Raw genomic sequence first — 19,497 nt, 5'->3', positions numbered from 1 at the left:
CGCAAGCCGCATTGCAGCTTCAACGATCATCAATCGGAGGAATTTATGCAGAGCCCAGCTCCGCCGTCCACTCCTGTTCGCCAGCGCATCTTGCCGCAGGTGTTCATTCCCACTGCGGCCATCGTGCTTTTACTGCTGGCGCTATCCGTCTTCGTTCCAGAAAAAGCAACGACTTGGTTCACAGCGGCCAAGAACTGGACCGCCAATGACGCGGGCTGGTTCACCATCTTATCGGTCGCAGGCTTCCTGGTCTTTGTGGTCGGTGTCGCGATCAGTGGCTACGGGCGAATCAAGCTCGGCCCAGACCACAGTCGCCCCGATTACAGCTATGCCTCGTGGTTTGCCATGCTCTTTGCCGCAGGCATGGGCATTGGCCTGATGTTCTTCGGGGTGGCAGAGCCGATCATGCACTACGCCACCCCGCCGACAGGCACGGCCGAGTCTGCCGAGGCAGCTCGCCAGGCGATGCGTATCACCTTCTTCCATTGGGGCGTGCATGCGTGGGCCATCTACGCCGTTGTTGCCCTGGCACTGGCCTACTTTGCCTACCGCCACAACCTACCGTTGCGGGTGCGATCAGCGCTCTATCCACTCATTGGAGAACGCATCCACGGACCTATCGGCCATGCGGTCGATACGTTTGCAGCGCTTGGCACCATCTTTGGCCTGGCCACGTCGCTTGGCCTCGGGGTGATGCAGATCAACTCAGGACTGAACTACTTGTTTGGCCTGGAAGTGAGCACCCTCGTCCAGGTGTCGTTGATCGGCATCATCATCCTGGTGGCCACGGGGTCGGTCGTCGCGGGACTCGACAGTGGTGTCCGTCGCCTGTCTGAGATCAACATGATCATGGCTGTGGCACTTCTTGCATTTGTGCTTGTCTGCGGTCCCACGGTCCACCTGATGCAGGCATTTGTCCAGAACACCGGCATGTATGCCTCCCAGCTCTTCTCAATGACCTTCAACCTGTATGCCTATGAGCCCAGTGGCTGGCTTGGCGGCTGGACGTTGTTCTACTGGGGTTGGTGGATTGCGTGGTCGCCCTTCGTTGGGATGTTCATCGCCCGTATTTCGCGAGGCCGCACGGTGCGTGAATTCGTGGTTGGCGTCTTGCTGGTGCCGCTGGGCTTTACGTTCCTTTGGATGACCATCTACGGCAACTCGGCCTTGTTCATGGTTCGCTCCGAAGGTGTTCAAGAGCTCGTCAAGGCAGTGTCAGATGACAGCTCAATGGCGTTGTTTGAGTTCCTGCGCCACCTTCCTCTGACGATGATCACCTCCTCGCTTGCCGTTGTCCTCGTCGCACTGTTCTTTGTCACCTCCGCTGACTCCGGCGCCCTGGTCATAGACATGCTGACCTCCAAGGGCGAGGAAGAGTCTCCGGTTTGGCAGCGCATCTTCTGGGCACTACTGGTTGGTGGCATCGCTGTTGCCCTGCTCATTGCAGGTGGCCTTGAATCACTCCAAGCTGCGACTATTGCCAGCGCCCTCCCCTTTACGATCGTCATGATCTTGATGTGTTGGGGGCTTCTCAAAGCCATGCATCTGGACGCAACCAAGCGCTCGATTTCTCGTGATGCACGATTGCTTCCGGGCACCAGCGATGACTGGCGCGCCAGGCTTAAGCTGCTCGCGCATAACCCCGTCAAGATCGAGGTCGTCGGCTTCATCAAGGATCAGGTGCTGCCCGCGCTCCAAGAGGTCGCGGTGGAGCTGCGCAAGCAGGATCTTCCGGTTGAAGTCACCCAAGGGGAGGATGGGCGCGCCTGGCTTCGCGTAGGCCATGGCGAGGAAATGGACTTCTTCTACTCGGTGCGTCCCCAGCCTTACGAGCCGCCCACCTTCGCGTTGCAGGACCCGCGTCGCCCGGTGAGCGAGGGCACGCGCCACTATCGGGCTGAGGTCTACCTGCGCGAAGGCGGGCAAGACTACGACGTTATGGGCTGGCCAAAGGTGCAGTTGATCCACGATGTGCTGGACCAATACGAGCGCCACCGCCAGTTCCTGGATCACGTTCGCTGATCAATGCCCCGGCCAACCGGATTCGGTTGGCCGGGACTTGGGCCAAGATGCCTTAGATACAGATCGGCAACCTGTTCTAGCTTCGGGGTGCAAACCTCAAGACGACCGCTCCCAGCAGCGCGGAAAGCAGCGATCCAAGCAAGATGCCGACCTTGGCATCCTCAACGAACGTAGGATCCAATGGGAACGCGAGCGAGCTGATGAAGAGGCTCATCGTGAAACCAATGCCGCAGAGCAAACTCACGCCGTAGATTTGTAGCCATGATGCGCCCGCTGGCTTTTCAGCAAGCCCGGTCTTGACCGCAAGGGCAACGCCTCCGAACACGCCAATTTGCTTGCCGACGAAGAGCCCAGCAGCGATTCCCAACGGCAGCGGGGCCAAAATGGCGCTCATCGAAATCCCAGACAGATCCACACCGGCATTGGCAAAGCCAAAGATCGGCACAATTACGAAGCCAACCCAAGGAGCAATGCCGTGCTCCAAGCGAACCAGTGGCGACTTAGCACTGGCGCCGTAGGGGATCAGAAATGCACCGACAACGCCTGCAATCGTGGCGTGGACACCTGAAAGAAGCGTGGCATACCACATGGCCAAGAGCAGAACCAAGTATGGCCAGAGCCGTTCCACACCGTTTCTCTTTAGCGCATACATGGCAAGCCCCGCGCCGATTGCAGCCGCCAAAGCTCCGATGTCGAGGGAAGAGGTGTAAAACAAGGCAATGATTGCCACTGCACCCATGTCGTCGATGATGGCCACCGACAACAGCAAGAGCTTCAAGCTGGGAGGCGCGTGCCGCCCCAGAAGCGCCAGCACCCCCACCGCAAAGGCAATGTCTGTGGCCGCAGGAATGGCCCAACCGTTAGACAGGGAGGGCTCGTGCCGAGATGCGGTCAGGAAGATCAGAGCAGGAAGCGCCATGCCGAGCAGCGCAGGCACAGCCGGTAGTCTGCGCTGCTGCCAGGAGGACAACCGCCCACTGATAAGCTCGCGCTTGATCTCCAAGCCCACAAGAAGAAAGAAGATCGCCATCAACCCGTCGTTGATCCAAAGATGCGGCGTCATCGGCCCGAGTTTCTCACTGAGAGCCGGGCCGGCATGAGCATGCAGAAATGCAAAATAGCTTCCCGCTGCTGGACTGTTGGCCAGCAAGATGGCGACCATCGACGCCATCATTAGTGCCACACCCGCAGATGCCTCGTTAGCGAGCATGCGGGCAAAGATGCTGCGCGGTCGGTCTATGGTTGTCATCGTGCTCCCTTAAAGCAAGGAGCGAACAAACCGGACAGGCACGACCAGACTCGACGCACCTGAATGGTTCGTCAGCTCATGGTTGATCGAGGTATGGGAGATGCCATCCAGCCCAAGAATTTGAGAGCTGTGAGACATCGAGATGGTCGGAACTTTTGGGGTATCAGCATGCGTAGACTCGGAAAACGACAGGTCGTTCTCCGTAATCGGGACCTAACCCCGGGCGCACGCAGCACACGCCGTAAGTCAATTTTACGGCCCACACACCAAGGGTCAAGCGCCTATCCGTCGGACGGGCTGTCCGTGTTCAGACAGCAGATATCGCGCTGCCTCAGCGGCGGAAGGACTGAATACGGGGCAATCCACCCAAAACATCATTAAACCGCCCCTACCTTTTTCGCTAATGAGTCCTTGCGTGTAACGCATTTTGCATCGAGGCGGTCATCATTTGTCCGGCTGAGGATTCTGCGGAACATGATCACCGTTTAGCACGTTCATATGCGTCAAGCGCTGGGCTAGACCCCGATAGATCGGAACATGGCACACGAGCCCTTAGACCAGCGAGCCAATAGCACCGTGGCCAGGATGGGCAGCAACATACCATTGGAATCGGTGAGTTCCAGAGAAATCACCGCCGACGTAAGTGGGGCTTGCGTCAAGCCGGTCAGCTAGGCACACATACCGAGCACCACTAATGCACGCGGGTCTACGGAGGGCATTAGCACCGACAGGTTATTACCAACTCCTGCCCCGATCGCAAGCGCTAGCGAAAACAGGCCACCCGGAATGCCGACGACGTAGGATGCCAAGCTAGCGACGAACTTCATGGCCCCGAAATCGTGGCCCGCTACTGCGTGGCCTTGCACCAGACAACTTGACTGCTCATACCCCCCCAAGAGCACCGTTTCCGAACGTCGTTGCCCCACCTCTTTGTGCAGACAGCCATTTAAAGAGGCTGTCTGCGCTCGCCCGGATAGATGGCAGAGACAATCGAATGACAAGCAAATATTTGATTCCATAACCGTTGACATTTCGTGATCCCGGCTTATTTGTGATTAACACTCAAATAAAACCGGAGATCCAATGCGCAAACTGCTTTTTAGCTTACTCATACTCCTTGCACCAACAACTGCTCTTGCTGCTCAAGAACCTTATTGGTCAAAACTCACTTCATCGAATTTCCTGGTGAGTCCGAGCACAGCTCATGCTCAATTCTTTGATCAAAAATCAACTGGCATCATTTATGGATCTTCAACTCCTGCTTCCTATGGAGAAGTCGTGTCAAAGAGCATCTCGTTCCAAGCCGAAATACCAAGATCAAAGAAGAAGCCACGTGGACGGATCTATCGATTCTTCCATCCTGGCCAAGAACGGATCCGGGAAGGTGTTCATCCTGATCTCAGAGAAAAGATCGAAGCAATTCAGGAGGTGATGGTAGCGGAAGGGTTTGATCTGAGACCTATAGAGGGATATCGAAGCCCGGAACGACAAGCCGCCCTGCTTGCGTCAGTATCAGGCGTCACCAGTGTTGGGGCCTGGTCAAGCTGCCACAACTATGGCTTAGCCCTGGATGCCGCTGTATACGTGGGTGGAAAGCCGAGCTGGGATCTGAGCGACCCTCATGTCATAGCGGGATATCAGCGGTTCGGCGAGCTGGCTGAAATTCTTGGATTGAACTGGGGCGGCCGGTGGACTTCTCCAAAAGACTACCCGCACGTTGAGATGAAAGCCGAGTGTGGTCAGTCCAAATGGGCGAAACGACACGGGCAAACCCTACCTAAGTTCACCGCGAGCACTGGCGAACCATCATCTCTAATTCTTGAACGAGCGCTGATTTCGACATGGTGCCCAATGGGCTTGGAGGCAACTTGTATCGCAATGGGAAAGGAACGATTTGCTTTGTGGGGGTGGACTGTTCAGAGCCAAAGCAGAGCATGCATGGCAGCGCTTGACGTCTATCGTTACTCTTTTTCTTAATCATAATTTAGAGCACAAAGCCGCACATCGTTGCGGCTTTTTATTGCACACAGCTTGACAATCTTTGGACCCGGGTTATTTGTGAAGGACACTCAAAAAATCCGGAGATCCAATGAAATATCTACTATTAAGCGCAGCACTAGCGCTCTGTCCATTTGCATCAACTGCAATGCAAGTCTCACCATTAGCTCAAACCATCAACCCGAGTAAGAACAATGGCTCATTGACTGTCGTCAACACGTCGAATGACAAGAAGGAATACCAGCTCCAAGCGTTTAAATGGACCTTGGTTGATGGAAAGCAGACCCGCACACCAGTTGACGCTATCCGTTTCGCTCCAAGCTCCTTCTATCTCGAAGCAGGCAAATCTCAAGTGGTCCGCTTCATCAACACCGAGACATCCAGCAGTGAGCTTGCTTATCGCGTCGTCGTGAAAGAGAAGAACGTCAAGAAGCTGGAGACGACTGGGATTGAGCCCGTCTTCAACATGAACTTCCCCCTTTTTTGGCGTGCATCTGATAGAGCCACAGTCACCGCTAGAGCGTCTGAATCAGCCATCGTTCTTCGCAATGCAAGCCCGATTACTGCCCAGATCGCGAACCTCAACTATGGCAGCCATCGTCGTGATGGTCTGGTCGGCTACTTGCTCCCGGGCGAAGAAATGATCATCTCCAAGGGCAACGCGACATCAGTCAGAGCGCTGATCAATGGCGTCGCTACTGAGCTAGTGATTGAGTAATGGCCTGGCGCGCCTTTGCGCTAGCCCCTCTTCTTTGGTGTTCGAATTCATATGGTGCTGAGAGCATCTATGCCATTGCGATCAACGGCAAAACCGTCGATGAGGCACTTCTAGCAGCAACAACCGAAGACGGCGATTTGCTCGTGCCATCCGTAAAGCTCAAGAGCTACGGCTTGGTCGGCGACTTCGCCTCTATCCAAAGTATGAAAGCACTCGGTGTCGGGGTGGAAGTGAACGGTGAGAAGCAGCTCGTCGCTCTCACAGTGCCTGGCAAATATTTCAAGCCTCAGGTTGTTGGATCAGTGGATGTGCTTGTCGAAGCAGACCCTTCACCAAGAGGCGTCTTGATCAACCAGGACATGGCAATTATCCGCTCCTATCGAGGCGACTGGGCAGCATCCTGGGGCTATGACATGCGAACAGGTCTCGCAGGTGGTGTGCTGATCAACACGGGGCAATTGAACGTTCAATCGGGTGGTTCTACCAACACCCGAGGGTTGACCACCTGGACTAGGGACCTCCTTAAGAAGGGGCTCTCGGTGGAGATCGGGGATGTCTTTACGCCTACGCTAGGCATCACGTCCACGTCGAATTTGCTGGGCTTCAAAGTCGGCACGGAGCGCGAGCTTAGGGGCGATCTCTACCCCGTCCCAGTCATCGCCGGCATCGCGGATAGCCGGACAACTGCGGAGATCTATCTCAACAATGAGAGGCAACGCCAGCTCAACCTGGATCAAGGCCCCTACTCCATCGAGCAGGGCTCGATGCTCAATGGCTTGAACTCGTCGTCTGTCGTGTTGAGAGACCAGTTTGGCCGCGAGCAGATCATCCAGAGTGACTTCTATTTTACCAACCGTGCCCTGCGTCCTGGAGCGTCCGAATGGGCTGTGACAGGCGGTCTCAGCCGCTTCGGATCGACTGGCAACGACTACCGAGATCTTGCGCTCGCGGGCTTCTACCGCAGGGGGCTGAGCCCTTTTCTTACGCTCGGTTCCTCTGCACAAATGATGGGGAAGAACGCGAACCTGGGGCTGGATGCAACTGTCGTCCTCGGAACCGCTGGTGTCCTCAATCTAAGCAGCTTGGCAAGCCAATCAGATGGGCAAAACGCCCTGTCCTACTCCGCTGGATACAGCTATCAGACACGCAGTTGGTCCATCAACGCCCAGACTCAAAAGCGCTCTACGGACAGCTGGCAGCTCAGTGACCAATGGCGCGGCGGATCTGTCATCACCAGAAGCAACTTGGCGAGCCTCTCATACACCCATCGCCCGTTACAAGTTGGATTGTCCTGGTCTTCGAACATCTACTCAACGGGAGCTCAGAACGAACGCCTGAGCCTCATCGGGCGCTACTCAGGTGCCAAGAGCACCCTGAGCGCCCAGCTCTATCGAGACCGCGATGAGAGCGGCTTCTATGTGTTCTACACCCGTCAGTTTGGTGCCCGACAGCGGGCGAGCATGTCTTTCAGTGATGACCACAAGAGCCTGGCATTCAATGGCAAAGCCGGAAGGATCAATTATGGAGTTGGGTCCTCTGATGCAGGCTCCTACGCCAATGCCGGGCTCGACACCCGCTCAGGGCGCTTCCAAGCACAGTCCACAACTCGAGATGGTCAAACGAGCCTGTCAGGCCGCTATGAAGGCTCAGTCTGGCTGGGCGAAGGTGGAGCACTTGTTGGCCGCACTCTCAGCCGCTCCTTTGCTCTCGTCGAAGTTGCTGATACATCAGATGCGAAGCTCAACGCCAATGGCTCGAACCAAGTCACAAATAAGAGCGGTTACGCATTGTTCCCCCTGTCCGCCTATCGAACGTCGAACGTTGGCCTAGACGTAAGCTCTTTGCCTCTCGATGCACAGATCAATCAACGGACCCAGACAACGACGCCAACGCGCTTGTTTGGAAGCAAAGTGACCTTCGCAGTCTCTTACACCAAACCGCTAGAACTGCGAGCGATGTTCCAAGGGAAGATCGTGCGTGGTTCGGGGGTCGCGGTCGCAGACGACTTGGAAGTTCCAATCGCAGATGACGGCCGAATATTCCTTCCCACCTACAACCCTGGCAGGGGCATCACGATCAAAACAGATAGCGTCACTTGCAGTGGTGTCCTTCCCATCGATAAGGACGACAAAGATCTTGTGCAAATTCAGTGCGAATGACTTGCGCAATTTTAAATTAGCCTTAGCTTCGATTGGATCCTAAGCAATTCCGCTTATCAATGAAGGAGATCAATCGATGTTAAAGAATAAAATTACTATTGCTACTGGCTTAGCATTTGGCATGGCAATGGCAGCGGCAAATCCGGCTTTTGCTGCAACTGACACTCAGACAATGAACGTCACTGCCGTTCAAGCAGCGATCTGCACCATGGCCATCCCGCAAGATGTCTTCATGCAGCTGGGAGACAAAGATGAAGGAAGCATTATTGTTGCGCTCTCTGCGATCCAAGATCTGACTGTCACCTGCAACAAAGACCTCCCCTACACGGTTGAGATGGATACCGCCGACGCGTCCGGCAACTTTGTGATGACTGACGCCGCCACATCCAAAGAGATCAAGGCGCGCGCAAGCTTTGGCCTGAGCGGTCCGTCGAACTGGCAACCTTTTAGCACCACTGCAAACAACGCCGCATTGAGCTCTGTGGGGACTGGCGCGGAGCAAGTGTTTAGCACTCGCATCACTGTCAACACTGACGCAACGTATGCAGCCGTTGGCACTTACACGGCTGAACGTCAAATCACGATTTCTTACTGAGATCATCTCGCCAGAAAAGAAAGCCGCCTTCGGGCGGTTTTTTTGTGATCAACGTCTTGCGCTTTAGATTTTTTCTGTTTTGTTGAAGGCAACTCAACGAAACGGAGATCCAGTGTTTAGATTATTTATCCCACTACTTGCCCTTTTATCGGCACCAGCCTTTGCAACAGTGATCACAACAGTTGATCCTCAAGCATTCAATGCGGCCGTCAAGCCAACAGTCACCTTTCAAAACGGCATTTGCACAGTCGAAGGCGCACTGATTGTTGCCAATGAACTGGTCTCTGATGCGCATATCGTCATTCGAGCAAATCAGGGAACGTCTCCCGTAGCGGAAGCACGCACAGGCAGAGACGGGCGCTACTCCGTTTCCTTCGCATCAAAGAAAGGAGCGAGCTTCCAAGAAGTCGTGATCTCCAAGCCAGACAAAGCCGGAAAAATCAGCGCAGTGCCTGGCCCTATGTTTGTTTGTGGGGTGAAGCAATGAATGCCTTCCGCAAACTCTCACTTGCGCTGTCGTTCGCACTTGCAGCCTTCGCCCATCCGGCCATTGCTGACACAGTCGGAGATCAGATCTACATCAAGGGAACCGAGGCAGCCACTTGTGCACAGAACGCTTATGCGGGCTGCCTCGTTCTCGGAAACGGTGCAACCGCCTGGGTGGGTGCCTGGACACTAGCAAACGGCATGGAGACCGGAACAGCAACGGTCCTCGGTAACAGGTCAAGCAACACCTATGGAGGCGTTGCCATTGGTGACACAACCTCATCAAGCTATGGTGGAACTGCCATTGGCAACTTCTCGCAGGCAACGACTACCGCAGTAGCCATTGGGTTCAACGCTAACGCTTCGACGCTTTCGAGCATTGCCATCGGATCTGGTGCGGTCGCAAACGGCAGCGTGTTCGGTTCTGCAATCGCCATTGGCGGTCAAGCTACTGGCGCCCGCACAATCGCTATTGGTGGCGAAGCGTCCTCCCAAAATGCCGTCTCCTTAGGCCACGGCTCGACGGATGGCGGTGCAAATACTGTCTCTGTGGGTGACAGCAGCTTGCGTCGCCGAATCGTCAATGTCGCAGCTGGCCAAGCTGCAAATGACGCAGTGATCGTGAGCCAGATTGCACCACTTGCTGCATCATTGGGCGGTGGAGCGAGCTTCACGAACGGTGCTTTCACCGCTCCAAGCTACGCTCTTTCGACCGGCACTTATACAACTGTCGGAGCTGCCTTGACCGCCCTGGACAACAAGCCAAGCAGTGGATCGGCCTCACCATATTTCAAGGCGACATCCCCTGTCTCTGATGGTTCAGACACCACACAAGCCACAGGTCAGTCGGTCGTAGCAGCAGGTCCCGGGGCCAAGGCAACCGGCACATACAACACTGTAATTGGCGCTGATAGTGGCGCGTCCGCCTACGGGGCAACGGTCATCGGAAGCCTCAGTTCTGCGGGTGATTCTGCCTTTGCGGGTGGACATCAAACCGTTGCAGGCGACGCGTCGGTGGCGTTGGGTGCTTACGCTAAGGCCGGCCAGGACTGTATCGCCATCGGCTATTCCGCATCGTGCACTGAGTCAATGACCGCGAGCTTTGGCAGCGCCGCAGGTCAGCCTGTCCGGCTGACGAACATTGCTAGTGGTCAAGGCGAGAATGACGCAGTCAACATGGGTCAGCTCAACAGTGTGGCGGTCCAAGTCACCAATACCCAAAGCGCTCTCTCATCGACCACCAGCTACCTAGGTGGCGGTGCCAACTACAACGCGGTCACGAACACCATCACAGCTCCAAGCTTCAACTTCCTGAGCGGTGCGAGCTACAACACTGTCGGCGATGCGCTGGCAGACCTGGATGGCCGGGTGACAGGCTTGGAGAACGCACCTGGTGGCGGTGGATCCAACACTCCTGGACCGCAGGGCGAGAAAGGTGAGACAGGAGCTCAGGGCGACAAAGGCGATAAGGGCGATCCAGGTCAAGATGGGAAAAACGGCTCGGCCAATGTGGCAGCTGGCAAGAACATCGAAGTCCAGACGCAAGTAGATGGGAGCACTACTGTGAGCCTTTCAGATCAAGTCGAGCTGAGCGAAGAAGGATCGATCAAGGTAGCCAAGACCATCATCAATGGTGAGGGAATCAATGCCGGTGGCAACCGGGTGACAGGCGTCGGAAACGGCTCTATCAGCCAAGGTTCCACCGATGCGATCAATGGAGGCCAGCTCTATGACATGCAGCAACAGTGGTCGGATCGTTGGGAAGACACCACACGGCGCGTCGGAAATTTGGAACGTGAGGTCAAGATCCAAGGGGCGCAGTCCGCAGCATTCGCAAGCATGATGGGTGCCCAGACTTCTGGCGTCATCGGCGAAGTGCATGCGACAGCCGGCGTTGGCTTCTATGGCAACAAAGCTGCTGTGGCTGTCGGTTGGAAGGCCCGTGTGAGTGACAGGGTCAACTTGTCGGCAGGCTTCTCCAAAGGGATGGGTGGCGGATCCATGCAGGGTGGTATTGGCATCTCAGTCAACCTCGGCCGCTAATAATTGTTCAAACCTGGGGAGATCCGATCTCCTTCTTCCCAGGCGGGGGCTCCCTTTTTGAGTGAGGGGGGCCCCCATCTTTTTCCCCGCAGAAGCATTGACAACAGCCCAGATCACCTTTGACTGAGGACTACTCAATTACAAAGGAGGCCCTGATGAAGCTGTATCTATTATTTCTACCACTGGTGTTAGCCATCTTTTTCAACGCTGAAAACGTAAAAGACAGCAATCAGCTCAAATTTCAAAGCGGCCCGTCCCCCAAAATCATTGAACAGATGAAACGCGATCTGCCGAGACTCAGATTACAAACGAAGCAAGCTTTTGAAGAGAGCTTGATTGTCAGCGATTACGCTGAAAAGCACACCGAAAATTCGTTGTGTGTCAGTGCGTCACTCGATAGCAAGCGTCTGGCGAGAGAGGCAGCTGCTGACTACTTCCTGGCTAGTGCATATTTCGAGGGGGCCGCTGATAGGCTAGCCAAGCTCAGGCACGGGTTTGCTAACTCACAGCGATCTATTGATGTATCACGGACGTGCAGAGGGGCAAACAGTCCTGACAACTATTTCACCACAGGCCGCAAATAGGATTGCTGCTTTTGTGTTCTAGCTGCGGTCAAATGCTACTTCGCCACCCTCAGCACAGCTCTCGGCCAACGCACCGTGATTGAGAGAACGGCGAGAGTAAACCAGCACGCCATTGACGTGGACTTCCGAAAACGCCCTGACAGAGCTCTGCACCAGCCCTAGGCAAAGGTTCGCCTGGACTGCAGTCGCGGTGATTCGGAAGCCCTGCCCTGCATTGAGGGTTGAAAGCTCGATGTTGCCAAGGGTCCGAGAGTGAAGACCTTGGCCGTCTACCCAGGCTGACGGTGCCAACTTGCGCTCAACGGCGTTTGCTGCATTGACGCTTTGGTAGCGCCCTTCTGCGACGGCGAAGTCCGCAGCGATGGTGTCAGCCAGTTGGGTAAGACTCGCCGTCTCCTGTTGGATCCTAGTGCCAGCGGAAGTTGGGCCAAAGACCATCCAGGCAGCGAGGCCTACGATGGTAGCTAGACCCACGACCAAGCTGAGCTCGACGAGTGCAAAGCCGCGAGACTTCATCTCTTCGCTCCTGCCCGTTCTGCAACCATGATCTTTTTGAAGCGCATGAGGCATAGGGTCAGTGCAAGGACAGCTGATGCCATGTATGCAGAGAGCTGAGTGCCCGTTGCTCCATAGTTCGGCCAGAGCACGAGCATTGTGACGAAGCTCGCCACAACGGCTGCGAGCAAAAGTGGATGTGGAATGTTTTTCATGGCGATCTCCTTTGATGGTTCTCTTCATCAAAAGCCAGATCACACGTTTGTCAATGAATGGACAAAAAAAACCGCCCGAAGGCGGTCAAGGTGAAGCACGGATCTATTAGATGAAATGAGGATACTCAAAAATAAAGCCACCGTCAGGATTGGTGAACTCACAGCCTTCGACAAAATGGAAAACGCGATCTCGGCCAACCTTCTTTCCTTCGGCTGACATCCGCATCTGCTCGACCGCGTCGTTGAGCATTTGTGCAAAAGCCTTTTCATCAAGCCCACGGAGTTCGGACTCATCGCGACGGAGGTCTTCAATGACATCCTTCATGACACACATCGCCGCTGCGTAGCTCTCAACGAACCCCTGCATCCGGACAGTTTCGCACTTGGACTTCAAGAGCGCCTTCTTGGTGATTTCAAGCTCGCTCGTGGCGTTGCCCAAGTTGATGCCAAGCTGCACGTTCTCGAACTGTGCAGTGCGGGCCTGTCCCCGATAGTCCCGGGCCCGGTCGGCCTGGTGAGCGACTTGGTCGCCATGGATGCTATCGAGTCCTTGATCGACCGCCTCCTTGTTTTGCTGGTTCAAGATGTTGGAGAACTTGGTAAGAAAGCTCATGTCCATTCCTTTGACCAGGCCAATCCCGGCAAGGGAATGCTGCACCATATCTAGAGCAGAATCAACGTGTTAACGCCATCCTAGCCTGCCTAATCCGACGAGCGGTCAAACGCTCAACGAAGCCGGAATTGACCTTCAATTTTTGCCCCAGTCGCTGACCCAGCTGCTCAAACTCGTTTTTCAGGTCCGGCTGCTTCGCCCGCATGGGCTTTTTCACCGCGATGGCGTTCTCTTTGAGCCGCTGCTGCCCAAGCTTTCCCTTGATCTGGTCGAGGCTCATCGAGTCGGCAAACAGGGTGTAGCTGCCTTTCGTCAGCCGGGTAAAAGCCACCAGGGCGCTTTGGTTGTCGGTCATCCCGGAGTGGCCCAGATGGAAGATATCGGTCTTTCCTTGCCCTTGGGCCTTGTGGATCGTCGAGCAGTAGGACAGATCAAGAGCACTGTATTCATGCGAATCAAAGCGGATCGTCTTCGTGACCCCGTTGCGCTCGATCTCAATGCCAAGGCTCACCCCGCCAGCACTGCCCCGCTTGATGCTCTTCACCGTGCCTTTCGTTCCGTTGATCACTCCAAGTTCCTCGTCTTTGACGTTGAAGATGACCTGATCACCCCGGCTCAACGTAAGGTCACGAAACACCTTATTTTTGCCAATAGATCGGAACGTGCAGTCCTCTTTGTCTACCTGACCACGTGCCTTCAATTCCTGCCGAACCCGTCGATTGAGATCCTGCATATCTTCGTTCGAGTGAGCAAGAATGAGACGCTCTTGGGTAGGTGCAGAACTGTTGAAATAGGCTTTGATACAAGCCTTTTTGGCTTGCTCAGCAGTTGCCCACTCGTCTACCTGGCCGTTGTCTGCAAGCGCTTGAAAGATCTTCTTGCTCTTCTCAATGATGTCACCGCGTGACTGCACTTTGTCTGCGTTTCGGACCTTGCCATCAGCGCCGTAGTTGTAGAAAAGCCCTGCTGTATGTCGGTCCTGTGCGTTCTTCTGACGGCGGATCTCCGTGAGCTTTGCGTCGCCAATTGCCTCTTTTGCAATGGACATGCCCGAGCCCGCACCCACCGGTTGGATTTGCTCCTGGTCACCCTGCAAGATGAGCTTTGCTCCTGCTTTTTGGCAATAGGCCATCAGGTCCCGAGTCTGGCGGCTGTCCACCATTCCTGCCTCGTCCAGGACGACGACGTGCTTATCCGTCAGTTTGAGCTTGGACTTGCCCAAATCACTGATCAGCTTGGCAACGCTAGTGCACACAAGGCCCGATTCCTGGTGAAGCTTTTCGGCCGCCTCGTTCGAAACACAGGCTCCAAGCACGGTGCGCCCATCGGCTTTGAAGGCCTCTGCATAGATCTGGCTCACTGTTGTCTTTCCTGTTCCAGCAAGCCCGGAGAGCACGCCCACGCCCCCTGTATTGATGGTGAGGTGCTCAACTGCCTCACGCTGCTCTGGACTGATCTGGAAGCCTTTTGCGGCTTCGAAGGCTTGGATGGCGTCGTTAAGCTTATCGAGCGGCATGTGCTGGGAGATCTCGCCCTCGCGACTCAAAGTCTTATGGAGGATCTCCTGCTCCATCGACACCATCCAGGGTGCTGCAAAGCGCTGCTCTGTATGCCGGCGAGCTAAGGTTGAGCCCATGTCGTCCGTGTGGATTCGCTCAGGGCACACACGAACAAGATTGTTGCGCTGTATGAAGTCCGGCACCATGGCGTCCAGCTGAATTGAGTCGATCATTCCCGAGTTAGCCTGTCCCAACCGAAAACGGAGCTCTTTTTCATCAAAGATTGCTTCGTTCTCGTGGAGAAGCTCCAAGATCTCTTCGTCAGTAGCAGGGACGAACTCCCTGGTGATCTCCTGCCGCTTGATCTCAGTAACGGTCGTCAGAAGCTCGGGGTGCTGCTTCTTCAACTCAATAGCATCCTGTTTCCAGGCTTCAACCAGCTCAAGGAAAGTGGGTTCATCCTTGTGCTTGCGTGTTGCAAGAGACGCTTGCTGCATCGTCCCGCCATTTTCTTGCTGATGTTTCAAGATGTCTTCGCGACGACTTGACCAGAGCTTTGAAAGCCGTTCTGTGCCAGGAATCTCCCATGTGCGAACACCCGTCTTCTCGCCCAGGGCATTGACCTCGACGTGCTGTTCAATCTTGTAACCCAAGGCTTTCAAGCCCGCAGCGAGCTCGTTCTTGTAGATCTCATCAGCCGCTTTGCGATGAGCGAAAATCTCGTAGCTATCGTATGTGCCCCACTTCCCATCGACCCCCTTCGCAACGGCATACGCAAGCGCATGGGTGTGAATCTGAGGGTCCAGATTCCTTGAACTTAGATGCTGATGAAAAGAGACGATCAATCCATCGACTGGGATGACAGTCTTGCCACCTTGATCACGCCGGGTCTCGACCTTGCTTTCGATGTAGACAAAGGCCCGCTCGACAGCCCTGCGTTGAACTTCCAGTATCTTCTCTCGCTCATCCTGATCTGCCAGAGCAAACACGGTAGACAATGACTTTGGCGCACTAAACGTCAGCTCATAACCAACACGATGACCGCCCTGCTCAATCATGACCTGGTTGCCATCCTCGTCCCAGAGCGGAGCACCCTTCGCATCGAACTTTGGCTTTAGGACCGGCTTTTCGCCAGCATTCTGGCAAAGCGGTTCATGAGTGAAAGGATGAAATCCGTCGCATAGAGAGAGCATATGCTTACCATCCACAGCAACGCCAGCGAGCTTCATTTCATGCGCGAGCTTTCCGCCCCAATATGACGCCGAGATCTCTTGAGTCTCGCCGTTGTAGTAGCGAATCAAGCCTTCGGTAGCGAGCAGGTATTCAACGACTGCCTTGCCGTCTTTGTTCCTGCCTTGCGCTGTAAGTGCGGTGATTGGAATCAAGTCTGATCTCCTCTAATGTGATGTGATCAGTCAAAGGCATTCAGAGCAAACGTCAAGATCAAAGGACGTGGTTGGGTGTGGATGCTTTGCATCATTCTCGAAAGAACTGATCGATCTCTTCTTTCGTCATCCCCACCCGCTTTGGCTGAGCGCTAAGAGATGCAGCCTGGGTAGGTCCGGGAATGGCTAGGTTGTTGCGCTGGTGAGGTTGAGTCATCCATCGCGCTGGAACTTGACCTGGGCGCTTGGTCCTCATGACGACACCGGGGAAGTCTAGGAGTAGTGGGTCACCCCCCATCTGGACAATTGCCTTCACCCCAAATCCATGCGGGCCATATTGCTTGCCTTTGCGCGGGCCAAGGCGGTCCGTAAGCTCACCCGGGCTGACCAGCGCCCTGCTCTCTTCGTGCACTGCGGCCTTCTCATCATGCGTTCGATACGCAACACGATGCTTGCCAAGTTGCTGAGCGGCCTTCTCTCTTGTCTCACCGATCTGCAACTGACAGATGATGTGGGTGCCGACCATAGACGACATCGTTTCGGCGAACTTATCGCCATAGACCTGGGCTACTTGGGCGATGTTCTGATAGCACCCTATGAAGACCACTCCTTTGCTTCGGCCTTTGTCAATCAATGGACCGATGTTGATCTTGCCAGCCGATGCCAACTCATCGAACACGAAACCGATGAAGCGATCCTTCTCCGCATCTGGGAGCTTGGGCGAGATGATCTCAGGGACTGCAAGATTGACCAAAGCGCTGATGTAAGCCTTCGTCATGCCCTCCTCTCGCCCGCTTTGCACTATGACTTGCTTGCGTCCTTTATAGCCATCCTGAGCCCATTCCGTGATGGCAAAGCGGCGATTCTCTTTGCGCACGGGCCAGGCCATTGCGAGGTCATCAATCATCTTGGTTTGAGCCACAAGCGTAGACAGCAATGAGGCTGTGGTCTGGCTCTCCGTGTTCTCTACCAAGCTACTCGCAGAAGCAAAGTGCTCCTGGATCATTGGAAGCATCGCCTCAGCGGACTGATTTTTAAGCAATGCCAAATCAGTCCATGTCCACACGCCGGGCTTTTCCACTTGCAGGGATCGGATAGCAGCGACGAGCAGCTGCCTTGCTGCCATCGACCAGAAATCACCATTTTTTTGATCAGGGCTCCCAGGGATGAGGATCTCTGCAAGCATCGCGGCTTGCAGTGGATAGCGACAGTCAGCCGCTATGTCCCAATAATACGACCGCTCATCGAAGGGACAAACAATGATGGGCTTACGGAAGTAGCTCGTGAAGTCGCCCTTCGTGTCGAACAAAAACAGCTTATGATCCGCCCGGATGATCTGCTCAATGATAGGCAAGAGGATCTGGGTCTTGCCGCTTCCCACTGAGCCCTGCATTAGGACGTGTCGTGACCAGTGGGACTTGGGTAGGTGCAACTCTGGGTGGAGCTTCAAGCTCATCCTAGCCATCCATCCTCCGTGATCTGCTTCGGCGTCATCGACCGGCGACGTGCCTCTCGGATCGCCTCCCTCCCTTCCAGGAGCCTTGGGCCCGATACATGCCAAGTGTTGGACCGGGGTTCCAGCGCCTTTGCACCTACCCACATTGCCACTGCCAGACTGACGGCCAGTGATGGGCCAACACGAATCCAGACCTTCCAGGGTTCCCACATGAGGCTGACGTATTCATGTGCTCTAGTTGGATAAACAGTCCCAAAAGTGAGCTTGTTGAGGATGGCAGCAGGAGCCCCCACCAGGTCAAAGGACAGGCTCGGGGTCAGTGGGCTATCAGGCAGCTGCCAGGCGAGCCAGGTGAGGCCTGGATAGGCAGTTAGGATCAAGATCAGGAACAGGGCTACGGCATGGTTAACCCGGCGAACGGGTTGGCTAGGCGGGATGGAGTTCGGGACCTTGCCGAACGTGTTGTAGACCGCAGCCTTCATAGACGCCTGGAAGCTTGTGGCTGCGCCAACACATGCAAAGTGGATCGTTCAAGAGCGGCTCGATCATTGCTTGCAGCCAACGACCTGACATCGTCAGCAGTGATCAACGGTGACCCTGCCAGACTCTCGCAATTCAGTAAGGCGACGACGAGATCCGCATTCCCGGAGGAGACATCGAGGCTATCGATCTTTGACAGGCAGAGCAGTAGGTCCCCAACAACATCCGCGTCATACTCGTGCTCAAGCGAACGCGCTATGGAGTAATAACGCATGAGCAGTTGCAAGTAGCTGCCTTGCTCAGTCAAAAATTCGGGATTGGCACCATCAACGACCAGATCCCTCATTTCACGGAACAAGCAGGACTCAGGGCCCTGATGCTGGGACTTGGCAGCCATTTCGGCTAACTCGATGTCCTTTTCTTCGGGATGTAGCTCCGGGCAGCACATTGACAGCTTTTCGGCGAGACCCTCAACGACAAGCGCCCTCTCGGGCCCACGCCAGCTCACCTGCCTCGAACCACCCATGACGTCGATCAGCCGTTCGTCATGACTATGACGAAGGATCCAAAAGCCGCCCCAGTTGGATGCCCTGCGCGCACTAAGCAACCTCTTAAGGATGTTCTTCATAAGCGCACAGGCTTTTTAACAGCCACTTGAGATTTCGGCACTTCTGCCTCCAACGCCGAGCGATCAATAATCGAGTTCAGATGATCTGATTCGTAGTCAATGTGCTCCGGGTTCACCATCCAATAGATCGGCAAAATCATAGCTTTCGCGGCCTCAGGTGATGCATTTGCACCATGGTTGAAGGCTTTTATTGCCAGGTCAGGGATGCCTTCACTAACTGACTTCCACAACTGGTAGCGATTTTCAGCCGTAAGAACGTCCATGAGATTGCGACCATTGCTTAAGCGGGCATTTAGGTCCGCTCTGCCGATCAACCTGATGAGCTCATCAACATATCGAGATGAATCATAGCGATGATCGCCAATCCATTCGCTGGGATGATCGAGCATCGACAAGTAGTGCTTGAAAGTGAAGGTGCTGATGTCTTCATTTACCGGCACGCCCACCTTGTGCAGGTTCACGGAATTAGCAACATTGACAAGCAAGACTTGCCATGGATTTCCGCGCGCCTGCATTGCAATCAGTTCACGACTAAAAACAGGAGTGCGCTTTAAGATAGTAATCACTGGATCTCCGAGTATTTGAGTTACCCTCAATACAAAGGCCATATCTATTACTTGTCAATTAATCGGAAATAAAAAAGGCCCCGGAGGGCCTTTTGATTAGAAATCGACATTGACAAGATCAACTCTCGATGACAGCAGCCTTAGAACATCGTCCTGGGATCTCCTGTTGGCGTTACAGTTGTCAGACAGCTTTAGGAAACGCCACCTATTGAAATCCATATCACTGGTCGTTAGATCAATGTAATTCACATAAAACCAATGAACAAGATCTGAGTTGGATTCTAATTTGTATTTTCTGATGTCCGC

At 54.7% G+C, this 19,497-nt stretch carries 16 protein-coding genes and 1 pseudogene; 8 read left to right on the top strand and 9 right to left on the bottom strand.

Going from position 1 to position 19,497, the window contains the following annotated elements; genetic code table 11:
- Nucleotides 1-45 precede the first annotated feature (45 nt).
- Nucleotides 46-2,022: a BCCT family transporter gene (locus PV764_RS12620; protein ID WP_421116745.1), complete on the top strand. Its 1,977-nt coding sequence runs from the start codon at nucleotides 46-48 to the stop codon at nucleotides 2,020-2,022.
- Nucleotides 2,023-2,098: 76 nt separating this feature from the next.
- Here the strand turns inward: PV764_RS12620 and nhaA are convergent, their stop codons facing one another.
- The gene (gene nhaA, locus PV764_RS12615; protein WP_421116744.1) at nucleotides 2,099-3,271 is read right to left on the bottom strand and encodes a Na+/H+ antiporter NhaA; all 1,173 of its coding nucleotides are present in this window, start codon (nucleotides 3,269-3,271) and stop codon (nucleotides 2,099-2,101) included.
- Between the two features lie 444 nt (nucleotides 3,272-3,715).
- Nucleotides 3,716-4,198: pseudogene (locus PV764_RS12610) on the bottom strand (chloride channel protein); the annotation flags it as partial.
- A 156-nt stretch (nucleotides 4,199-4,354) separates the two neighbouring features.
- Here PV764_RS12610 and PV764_RS12605 point away from each other — a divergent pair.
- The 7 genes from PV764_RS12605 to PV764_RS12575 all read left to right on the top strand — a co-directional run bounded on the left by PV764_RS12605 (nucleotide 4,355) and on the right by PV764_RS12575 (nucleotide 11,854).
- On the top strand, nucleotides 4,355-5,248 hold the full coding sequence (locus tag PV764_RS12605) for a M15 family metallopeptidase (protein WP_421116743.1): 894 nt from the start codon (nucleotides 4,355-4,357) through the stop codon (nucleotides 5,246-5,248).
- A 112-nt stretch (nucleotides 5,249-5,360) separates the two neighbouring features.
- Entirely contained in the window at nucleotides 5,361-5,987 is a 627-nt protein-coding gene (locus tag PV764_RS12600; RefSeq protein WP_421116742.1) for a fimbria/pilus periplasmic chaperone, read from the top strand.
- Complete coding sequence (locus PV764_RS12595; protein ID WP_421116741.1) at nucleotides 5,987-8,146, top strand: fimbria/pilus outer membrane usher protein; 2,160 nt, start codon at nucleotides 5,987-5,989, stop codon at nucleotides 8,144-8,146. The genes PV764_RS12600 and PV764_RS12595 overlap by 1 nt, the downstream gene beginning before the upstream one ends.
- 76 nt (nucleotides 8,147-8,222) lie before the next feature.
- Nucleotides 8,223-8,741, top strand: a complete 519-nt coding sequence (locus tag PV764_RS12590) for a hypothetical protein (RefSeq protein ID WP_421116740.1) — start codon at nucleotides 8,223-8,225, stop codon at nucleotides 8,739-8,741.
- Between the two features lie 112 nt (nucleotides 8,742-8,853).
- Nucleotides 8,854-9,228 (top strand): hypothetical protein, encoded by a 375-nt coding sequence (locus tag PV764_RS12585; RefSeq protein ID WP_421116739.1) that lies wholly within the window; start codon nucleotides 8,854-8,856, stop codon nucleotides 9,226-9,228.
- Nucleotides 9,225-11,270, top strand: coding sequence for a YadA-like family protein (locus PV764_RS12580; protein WP_421116738.1), 2,046 nt, complete (start codon nucleotides 9,225-9,227; stop codon nucleotides 11,268-11,270). The genes PV764_RS12585 and PV764_RS12580 overlap by 4 nt, the downstream gene beginning before the upstream one ends.
- A 155-nt stretch (nucleotides 11,271-11,425) precedes the next feature.
- A complete protein-coding gene (locus PV764_RS12575) occupies nucleotides 11,426-11,854 on the top strand; it encodes a hypothetical protein (RefSeq protein WP_421116737.1) in 429 nt (142 codons plus the stop codon).
- A gap of 18 nt (nucleotides 11,855-11,872) precedes the next feature.
- On the opposite strand, the gene PV764_RS12570 is transcribed toward PV764_RS12575, so the two are convergent.
- The 7 genes from PV764_RS12570 to PV764_RS12540 all read right to left on the bottom strand — a co-directional run bounded on the left by PV764_RS12570 (nucleotide 11,873) and on the right by PV764_RS12540 (nucleotide 19,233).
- Entirely contained in the window at nucleotides 11,873-12,370 is a 498-nt protein-coding gene (locus tag PV764_RS12570) for a type II secretion system protein (protein ID WP_421116736.1), read from the bottom strand.
- On the bottom strand, nucleotides 12,367-12,564 hold the full coding sequence (locus PV764_RS12565; RefSeq protein WP_421116735.1) for a hypothetical protein: 198 nt from the start codon (nucleotides 12,562-12,564) through the stop codon (nucleotides 12,367-12,369). The genes PV764_RS12570 and PV764_RS12565 overlap by 4 nt, the downstream gene beginning before the upstream one ends.
- A gap of 106 nt (nucleotides 12,565-12,670) precedes the next feature.
- Nucleotides 12,671-13,177: a hypothetical protein gene (locus tag PV764_RS12560; RefSeq protein WP_421116734.1), complete on the bottom strand. Its 507-nt coding sequence runs from the start codon at nucleotides 13,175-13,177 to the stop codon at nucleotides 12,671-12,673.
- A gap of 61 nt (nucleotides 13,178-13,238) precedes the next feature.
- Complete coding sequence (gene mobF, locus PV764_RS12555) at nucleotides 13,239-16,061, bottom strand: MobF family relaxase (protein WP_421116733.1); 2,823 nt, start codon at nucleotides 16,059-16,061, stop codon at nucleotides 13,239-13,241.
- A gap of 91 nt (nucleotides 16,062-16,152) precedes the next feature.
- Nucleotides 16,153-17,517, bottom strand: coding sequence for a type IV secretion system DNA-binding domain-containing protein (locus PV764_RS12550; protein WP_421116732.1), 1,365 nt, complete (start codon nucleotides 17,515-17,517; stop codon nucleotides 16,153-16,155).
- A 478-nt stretch (nucleotides 17,518-17,995) separates the two neighbouring features.
- The gene (locus tag PV764_RS12545; protein ID WP_421116731.1) at nucleotides 17,996-18,625 is read right to left on the bottom strand and encodes a hypothetical protein; all 630 of its coding nucleotides are present in this window, start codon (nucleotides 18,623-18,625) and stop codon (nucleotides 17,996-17,998) included.
- Nucleotides 18,622-19,233, bottom strand: coding sequence for a hypothetical protein (locus tag PV764_RS12540; protein ID WP_421116730.1), 612 nt, complete (start codon nucleotides 19,231-19,233; stop codon nucleotides 18,622-18,624). Before PV764_RS12540 ends, PV764_RS12545 begins: the two co-directional genes overlap by 4 nt.
- Between the last annotated feature and the right edge of the window lie 264 nt (nucleotides 19,234-19,497).

The organism is Stenotrophomonas sp. AS1 (assembly GCF_048957655.1).
Lineage (GTDB): Bacteria > Pseudomonadota > Gammaproteobacteria > Xanthomonadales > Xanthomonadaceae > Stenotrophomonas > Stenotrophomonas bentonitica_A.
The sequence above is the reverse complement of the archived record's forward strand: the minus strand, read 5'-3'. Positions and strand labels throughout refer to the sequence as shown.